The sequence below is a fragment of the Nonomuraea maheshkhaliensis genome (assembly GCF_039529435.1).
GTDB lineage: Bacteria > Actinomycetota > Actinomycetes > Streptosporangiales > Streptosporangiaceae > Nonomuraea > Nonomuraea maheshkhaliensis.
The window spans coordinates 1-8,172 of sequence record NZ_BAAAMU010000225.1; the positions used below are offsets into that span (position 1 = coordinate 1).

Consider the following 8,172-nt stretch of genomic DNA (forward strand, 5'->3'; position numbering starts at 1 on the left):
TCGCCCGCGAGCTCGCCGGGCGCGACGCCGAGGCGGAGGTGCGCGCGCGGGCCGGCGCGTACGCCCCGCCGGGGGCGCGGATCGAGGTGCGGCGGGAGCGGTCGGAAGGGGGCGACGTGCGGGTGGTGGCGGAGGTACGGGACGAAGCGGGCGAACTGCGCTCGGAACACTTCCTCGGCACCGGCCACGCCGAGATCGTCCACCTGCTGGAATCCCGCCTCCCCGGCCACCCCGGGGATTGAGTCAGGCGACGCGGAGGTCGTCCAGGGCGTTCCTGTCCCAGGCGATGCCCAGGCCGGGCTCGTCGGGCGCGACGGCGTGCCCGTCCTCGATCGGCAGCTCCGTGCGGGTGACGGCGCGCAACTGCGGGATGTGCTCCACGTACGTGCCCGCCGGCACCGCCGCCACCAGGCTGACGTGCAGCTCCATCAGGAAGTGCGGACACACGGCCACGTTGAACGCCTCCGCCAGGTGGGCCACCTTGAGCCACGGCGTGATCCCGCCCACCCTGGCCACGTCCGCCTGCACCACCGAGGCCGCGCCGCGCGCCAGGTAGTCGCGGAACTGGCCGACCGAGTACAGCGACTCCCCCACCGCCACCGGGATCGAGGTGGACCTGGCCAGCTCCCGGTGCCCCTGCACGTCGTCGGCCGGCAGCGGCTCCTCGAAGAAACCGACGTCGAACGGCTCCAGCACGTGCGCCCGCCGCCTGGCCTCCGCGTACGTCATGGACTGGTTCGCGTCGACCATGATGTCCATCCCCGGCCCCACGGCGGCGCGGACGGCGGCCACCCGCTCGGCGTCCTCCTCGGCCCGGGGGCGGCCGATCTTGAGCTTGACGCCGCGCAGGCCCGACTCCTTGGCCGCGAGCGCGCCCCGTACCAGGTCATCAGTGGACAGGTGCAGCCAGCCGCCCTCGGTGTCGTACACGGGGACGGCCCGGCGGAAGCCGCCCGCGAGGCGCCACAGCGGCTCGCCCGCGCGCAGGCAGCGCAGGTCCCACAGGGCGGTGTCCACGGCGGCCAGGGCCAGTGAGGTGATCGCGCCGACCGTGGTGGCGCGGGTGACGGCGAACAGCTCGCGCCATGCCGCCTCCACGTCCCGCGCGTCACGGCCCTCCAGCAGGGGCAGCAGGTGATCGCGGAGCATGGACAGCACGGCCCGGCCGCCGGTGCCGATCGTGTAGGAGTAGCCGGTGCCGTCGAGGCCGTCGTCCGTGCGCAGGTCCACGACGATGGTCTCCTGCTTGACGAACGCCTGCACGGCGTCCGTCCTGACGGTCTCCACGGGCAGGTCGACCAGGGCGGCCGAGGCGCTGATGATCTTCGTCATGTCGATGGTCCCATCCGGAGGAAGCGGTCGCGGGCGGCGCCGAGGTGGTCGCGCATCGCCTGCTCGGCCGCCCGGGCGTCGCCCGCCGTGACGGTCTCGGCGATGCGGGCGTGCTCGGCCAGCGTGGGCTCGCCGCTGCGCCTGCCCTCGTACTCGATGCGGAACAGGTGCAGGTGGCAGTGGGTGCGCTGGAGCGATTCGCGCAGCGCGGGGCTGCCGGACAGCTCGGCCACCAGGTCGTGGAAGCGCGCGTCGTGGGCGGCGATGGCGTGGTAGTCCTCGTACCGCGTGCCCTGCGGCGCCTGCGGGACGCTGTCCAGCTCGGCGCGCAGGCGGGCGGCCGCGCTGGGGTCGATCCGCTCGGCGGCCCTCGCGGCGGCCCACGGCTCCAGCAGCAGCCTGAGCTGGTAGAGGTCGGCGACCTGGGCGGGGCCCAGCACGGGCGCCACCGAATAGCCGCGCAGCGCCTCCTTGGTCAGCAGGCCCTCCGACTCCAGCGCCGAGAGCACCTCGCGCACCGGCGTCTGGGAGACCTCGAGGAGTCTGGCCACCGCGTAGATGTTGACCCGGGCGCCCGGTTCGAGCTCACCGTTCATGATCAGGCTCTTGACGCGCTCGTAGAGGTCCTCGGTGAGGACGCTGCGGCGGGCGGCGCGTACCGGCCCTTTCAGCTCACTGCCTGTCATCTCTCTCCTGCGACCTCACTTGACGTCCTTCACTTGACGTCAGTGGTGAACTCTAGGCAACATGTCCGAATTATCCAATAGGAAATTGTACTGAGGATCGCCATGGCCACAACCTCCCGGAGCACCGTCCACGGCCGGCTGCGCTGGTACATGATCAGTTACGTCTTCGCCGGGCTCGTCATCAACTATCTGGACCGGGCCAGCCTGGGCGTCGCGCTGCCGTTCATGGGTGAGACGTTCCACCTCAGCAAGACCGAGGAGGGCATGATCCTGGCGGCGTTCTTCTGGTCGTACGACTTCTTCCAGCTCGCCGCCGGCTGGTTCGTCGACCGGTACGGGCCGCGCAGGACGTTCACGTTCGCCGCCGTGTGGTGGTCGCTGTTCACCTCGCTGACGGCCCTGGCCGGCAGCTTCGCCTCACTCTTCGGGGTACGGCTGCTGCTCGGCGTCGGGGAGAGCCCGGCCGCCACGACGAGCGCCAAGGTCGTCGGCCGCTGGTTCCCCAAGCACGAACGGGCCCTGGCCACCGGGATCTGGGACTCCGGCTCCCGGGTGGGCGGCGTCATCGCGCTGCCCATCGTGACGACGCTGATCGCCTGGCTGGGCTGGCGGTGGACGTTCGCGATCATCGGCGTGGTGGGGCTGCTGTGGGCGTACGGGTGGTGGCGGGCCTACCGCGACCCGCAGGAGCACCCGAAGATCACTCAGGAGGAGCTGGACTACCTGCGCGAGGGCGGGGCGCGGGGCTTCGAGGGTGACGAGGGCGAGGGTGACCAAGTCCGGTGGCGGGACCTGTTTCGCTATCGCACGATCTGGGCGATGATGCTGGGCTTCTTCTGCCTCAACATGGTCGTCTACTTCTTCCTCACCTTCTTTCCGACCTACCTGGTGGAGGAGCGGAACTTCAGCCTGCTGAAACTGGGGCTCTTCGGCGCGCTGCCCGGCCTGGTGGCGATCGGCGGCGAGTGGCTGGGCGGCTGGCTCGCCGACCGCCGCATCTCGGCCGGCGACTCGGTGACGAAGGTCAGGAAGACGTTCATCGCCGGCGGTTTCCTGGTCTCGACCGTGATCGGGATCGCCGTGTGGGTGCCCGAGGCGTGGATGGCGCTGGCGCTGCTGTCGGTGGCGTACGCGGGCTCGACGTTCGCCGCCGCCAACATCTGGTCGCTGCCCGCCGACGTGGCTCCCGCCGACCGGCACGTGGCCTCGATCGGCGGCATCCAGAACTTCGCCTCGAACTTCGCCGGCATCATCAGCCCCATCATGATCGGCGTCCTGGTGGACCGGACGTCGTCGTTCACCGTGCCGCTGATGGTGATCTCGGCTGTGGCACTGCTGGGCGCGTTCACGTACGCGGTGATCCTGAAGCGGGTCGAGCCCCTCGGTCTCCCCACCACGGAACACGCCCGATAGCCGCTGTCAGGCGGGGCGGTGGAAGACGGCGCGCCAGCGGTGTCGTTCGCCGCCCCGCAGGTCCTCGATCCTGGCCGCCTTCAGCCCTTCCGCGGCGAAGGCCGTGATCTCGGACGGTGTCAGGGGCCAGGGCGGCGGGAACACCGGCGCGTCCTCGTCCCGTCCCGTCGCGATGACCAGTAACGTGCCCCCTGGCCGGACGAACCCGGCCACCCCCGCGACGGCCCGCCCGTGCAGGGACTCCGGGAGGGACTGCACGGTCATGACCTCGACGACCAGGTCGAAGGCCCGGTGCCACTCCTTCGGCGGATCTAACAGGTCGGCGACCTGGTAGCGCACCCGGCTGCCGGGGAAGCGCTTGCGGGCGAGCTGGACCGCCGACTCGCTCACGTCGAACGCCTCCGTCTCGTAACCGAGCCCGGCCACGTATTCGGCGTCGTCACCGAGCCCGGCCCCCACGACCAGCGCCCGCCCACGCGAACCCTCGGCCCGCCCGGGCGAGTCCCCGGCGCCCACCTCGGGTGCCGCTCTCTCCGGCGACCTGCCGGCACCTCCGTCGGGCGCGGCGAACTGCTGGTCGCCCCACTCCGTCAGCAGGTGATGGGGTGAGCGAGAATCCCACGGGACGATGGCGTCGCCGGTCGCGGACTCGGCGTAGAGCCGCTCGAACCAGCCGGTCGCGTCACCGGCCGCCAGCGACTCACCGGCCAGCCGGATGGCGTCGGCCTCCGTGTCGTCTCCGGTCATCGGCCCTCCGAGCATGAGCCCCCACGGCTCGCCTGACTCCGTCTTCTTGGACAGTTCTACCAGGTCAACCCGGTCCCCGGCCGGGCCGAGAAGCACGCGCTGAGCGAACACGTGTTCGTGCGTGTAGCCCCGGCGGCGCAGGGCCACGTCGAACAGCGGCATGAGGGCGCAGACGCCGGGCGTGGGGTGCGCGCACGGGCCCTCTCCGTGCCACCACTCCAGCTCGCCGGCGCGCCCCGCGACCACCAGCTCGACGACGTCCAGGTTCGTGGCGGGCCGGCCGAGGAGCTGGGTGGCGGCTTCGAGCACGGCAGCGCGCTGGATCACCATGGGAGCGGTCCATTCGTGCGCGGGAATCTCGCTCAGCCGGTACGGCCTGGCGAACAGCGACAGGCTCACCCCGCCTGCCACCCGGTAGGTCACCACCTTGTTCAGCCGGAGTTCGAGCGCGGGCGCCACACTCTCCAAGACGCCGCCTTCCGAGCTGGGCGACCATTCGTCATCGCCCATGAGCCGTTCATCACCACGAGGCTCATCGCCGGCCTCATCACCGGCCTCGTCATCGGCCTCGTCATCGGGCCGGGCGGGATAGCCGCCGCACTCGAGTTCGACCGCGTCGGAGAGGGCACGGGAGAGTTCTTCGGCTCGCGGCCGGACCCGGGTCATCAGCCCGTCTTCCTGGATCTTCCACCGGAAGCTCTCATAAAGGTCGGTCGCCCACCCCTTGCCCGCGAAGCTCGTCGCGTACCGGGTCAGATGCCACCGGAACGCCTGCCGCGCGACCAGTTCGGCACGCGTGGCGGCGAAGAGGGCCTTCCAGCCGACCAGGGCGGCGGTCTCGGCCGTGAGGGCGTGACGCACCGGCGCGCAGGCCGCGGCCAGCCACTCCCAGTCGCGATGGGCGCGCACCAGCGTGACCGCCCACCGCTCGTGCCACGACCACCGCTGAGCACTGATCAGCTCGCGCAGGATGAACGTGCGCAGTTCCTCCGCTCGCATCCCCAAGAGCAGGTAAGTGCCGATCATCAGCTCCACCCGCCCGTCCCCCTTGACGCGCACCCACACCCCTCGATCGGCCGTCAGCCGCACCGTCGGCAGGCCGTCGAGCCCGGCCAGCCGCCCGGCCTCCTCGATCACGGCGCGTAATCGCGGCTGGTCGTCCAGGGGGAGCCGCGGGCAGCTCCACTCATACGTACGCGGCACCCGGGCGGCCAGAAACGCCCACAGCACGGCGACCCACACCGCCACGATCAGCAGGAGCCCGAAACCGCCCAGGGCGGCGAAGGGCACGGTGAAGGCGGCTGCGACGGCGCAGATCACGACCGTGCCGATGACGATCTTCAGCGGCTCCGGCACCAGCCAGGCCGGATGCCTGGTCAGGAGGATGCGTAAGATCCGTTCCCTGGTCAGCTCCACCGCATCCCCCCGATATCCCGAAATTTCGGGACAACGGTAGGGGAAGGTGATCACGCCAACGTCACACCCGGAAGGACTCCTTGACCATCCGGTGCAACCGCGTCTCGTCGATGTCGTGCCCCAGCCCCGGCTGCGTCAACGGCACCGCGATCACCCCGGCGTTCGCACCCACGATCGGCGTGACGATCTGGTTCTGCCGCGGCGGCTGCGTGACATCGCACGGCAGCGTGCACCCGGGCAGGCTGGCCACCGCCACCGTCGCCGCCCTGGCCAGACCGGCCCCCTGGCCGCCCGTGCACTGGATGTCCCAGCCGGCCGCCGCCGCCCGGTCGTGCGCCCGGCGTACCTCCGACAGCGAGGGAAAGGCGGACGGCCGCAGCAGCAGGACACGGGCCGCCCGCAGGGTCAGGTAGTCGTCCAGTTCGGCGGACGAGCCCGCCTCGACCGCCACCGAGGCGGTCACCTGGTCCTGGAGCGAGGCGTGGGAGTAGGTGTCGGCGACCGCGAACGGCCGTTCGATCACCTCAAGACCGTAGGAGTCGAGCGCGAGCAGCTGGTCGAGGTCGGTGTAGGCGTTGCCGCAGTCGACCGCGAGCGTGAGCGCCGGGTACGCCTGCCGCACCGCGCGGATGGGCTCCACGTCCCAGCCGGGCCTGACGTCCACCGTGACGTGCCCGTATCCGGCGCAGACCTGCTGGTTGACCCGGGACACCAGGCTCTCGACGGACGAGTCGGGGGTCAGCCGCACGGTCGCCACGAGCGAGGTGCGGGTGCCGCCGATCGCCTCGGCGAGCGGCACCCCGCGCATCCTGGTCCACAGGTCCCAGCAGGCCATGTCGACGGCCGGTTCGCCGGTCGGCACGGTGTCGGGATGCTCCCAGTCGACCCCGATCAGCTGCGCGGCCAGCGTCTCCTCCAGCTTGGCCCACGTCTTGGCCGGGGGCGAGGTGGCCTCGCCCCACCCGGTCATGCCGCCGTGGTCGGTGAGCTTGACGAGCAGGGTCTCCGACTTCCTGCCGTACGGCAGCAGCAGCCGGAAGACCTCGAGCTCACGCACTCGCGGCATGAACCCCCCTTTTCTATGACGCGGTCTCCTCCATAGTGCCCGGTGCCGAGGCGTGCACGAAACGCGGGGCCAGTACGACGGCCAGGACGGCAAGCGCGACGGCGAAGGCGAGACCGGCCGCGTAGTTCTGGGCGGCGGCGGTGAACAGGGCGCCGCTGATCGCGACGGCCATGACGGTGAACACCGACTCCCCCACGCCCACGGCCGCGGAGTTGTCGCCCTCCTCGCCCTTCTTGGACATCTCCAGCACCAGGACCGACACCGTCGGGTGCAGCGCGCCGATGCCGAGCCCGACCAGGGCCATCGCCACGTACGCGACCGCGAGCGGCACCTGCTCGACGAGCACGAGGCTCACCATGGCGATGCCGGCCGCGATCATGGCGGCGCCGCCGCGGATGGCCGTCAGGTTGCCGATCATGCCGCGGCCCTTGATCCACGAGCCGGTGGACCAGCCGAGCGCCCCGACGGTGAGCACCACGCCGGCGCCGGTGGCGCTCAGGCCGCGCTCGTTCATGAGCATGAGCGGGATGAGCACCTCGGCCGCCGTGTACGAGCCGAAGGCCAGGCCGCGCAGGACCGGCCCCGTCGGCAGGCCCCGAGCGGCCCGGAGCGAGCCGGGCAGCAGCAGCTTGGGCAGGGAGATGACCAGCAGCACCACGCCGGCCGCGAGCAGGGGCAGGCCGGCCAGCTTGAGCGCGCTGCCGTACTGGATCAGTGCGGCGGCGACGGCGGTCAGCGTGGCGTAGACGAGCTTGCGTCCGAGGCCGGAGGCGGGCGCGGCGTCGATGCCGGTGGCCATCTTGCCCGCGGTGCCGCGCCAGAGCAGCAGCGCGGCGGGGATCACGATGACCGTGACGCCGAGGAAGATCAGCCGCCAGTCGGCGTTCTCCACCACGAAACCGGCGATGGCGGGGCCGATCATCGAGGGCACCACCCACGCCGCCGAGAACAGGGCGAAGACCCGGGGATGCATCGCCGGCGGATAGACCCGGGCGACCAGGACGTACAAGGCGACCTGGGTGAATCCCATCCCGATGCCCTGCACGAACCGGCCCGCCACGAACAGCTCCATCGTCGGCGCGAGCCCGGCCAGCAGCAGCCCCGCCACGAACGCCGCCACCCCCGCCGCGATCGGCGGGAGCGGCCCCCGCACGTCACTCCATCGTCCGCCCAGCACCGTGGCGATCACGCTGGCGGCCAGCGTGGCGCTGAAGGCCAGGTTGTACAGGTGCATGCCGTCAAGATCGCGCGCCACCACGGGCATGGCCGTGGCCACCGCCATGGCCTCGAACGCCTGCAACATGACCAGGGCGACCAGCCCGACGCTCAGCGCCCGGTATTGAGGGGCCACCACGCTGGGGGCCGCCGCCGTCTTCTCCATCGTCGTCGTCATACCGGAACGCTATGGCCGGGCCCCGGACCGCACATCGGGCCCGGGGCCTAGGCAATTCGGCCTAAGAGGTCCTAACAGAATGATCTCTGCTGTGCTTTGATCTCTCGCTGTAGCCGAGG

The 8,172-nt window shown here is 71.3% G+C and carries 7 protein-coding genes; 2 read left to right on the plus strand and 5 right to left on the minus strand.

Annotated elements, in window-relative coordinates:
• Nucleotides 1-242, plus strand: a 242-nt coding sequence (locus ABFX54_RS55015) for a hypothetical protein (RefSeq protein WP_346115321.1), incomplete at its 5' end; no start/stop codon positions are given.
• Nucleotide 243: 1 nt separating this feature from the next.
• Here the strand turns inward: ABFX54_RS55015 and ABFX54_RS55020 are convergent.
• Together ABFX54_RS55020 and ABFX54_RS55025 are read right to left on the minus strand one after the other, a co-directional pair.
• Entirely contained in the window at nucleotides 244-1,332 is a 1,089-nt protein-coding gene (locus tag ABFX54_RS55020; protein ID WP_346115322.1) for a mandelate racemase/muconate lactonizing enzyme family protein, read from the minus strand.
• Entirely contained in the window at nucleotides 1,329-2,018 is a 690-nt protein-coding gene (locus tag ABFX54_RS55025) for a GntR family transcriptional regulator (protein ID WP_346115323.1), read from the minus strand. Before ABFX54_RS55025 ends, ABFX54_RS55020 begins: the two co-directional genes overlap by 4 nt.
• 102 nt (nucleotides 2,019-2,120) lie before the next feature.
• Here ABFX54_RS55025 and ABFX54_RS55030 point away from each other — a divergent pair, with 102 nt between their 5' ends.
• Nucleotides 2,121-3,431, plus strand: coding sequence for an MFS transporter (locus tag ABFX54_RS55030; RefSeq protein WP_346115324.1), 1,311 nt, complete (start codon nucleotides 2,121-2,123; stop codon nucleotides 3,429-3,431).
• 6 nt (nucleotides 3,432-3,437) lie between these two features.
• On the opposite strand, the gene ABFX54_RS55035 is transcribed toward ABFX54_RS55030, so the two are convergent.
• The 3 genes from ABFX54_RS55035 to ABFX54_RS55045 all read right to left on the minus strand — a co-directional run bounded on the left by ABFX54_RS55035 (nucleotide 3,438) and on the right by ABFX54_RS55045 (nucleotide 8,053).
• Complete coding sequence (locus tag ABFX54_RS55035) at nucleotides 3,438-5,594, minus strand: class I SAM-dependent methyltransferase (protein ID WP_346115325.1); 2,157 nt, start codon at nucleotides 5,592-5,594, stop codon at nucleotides 3,438-3,440.
• 61 nt (nucleotides 5,595-5,655) lie between these two features.
• Entirely contained in the window at nucleotides 5,656-6,660 is a 1,005-nt protein-coding gene (locus tag ABFX54_RS55040) for an enolase C-terminal domain-like protein (RefSeq protein ID WP_346115326.1), read from the minus strand.
• Between the two features lie 13 nt (nucleotides 6,661-6,673).
• A complete protein-coding gene (locus ABFX54_RS55045) occupies nucleotides 6,674-8,053 on the minus strand; it encodes an MFS transporter (RefSeq protein ID WP_346115327.1) in 1,380 nt (459 codons plus the stop codon).
• Nucleotides 8,054-8,172 lie beyond the last annotated feature (119 nt).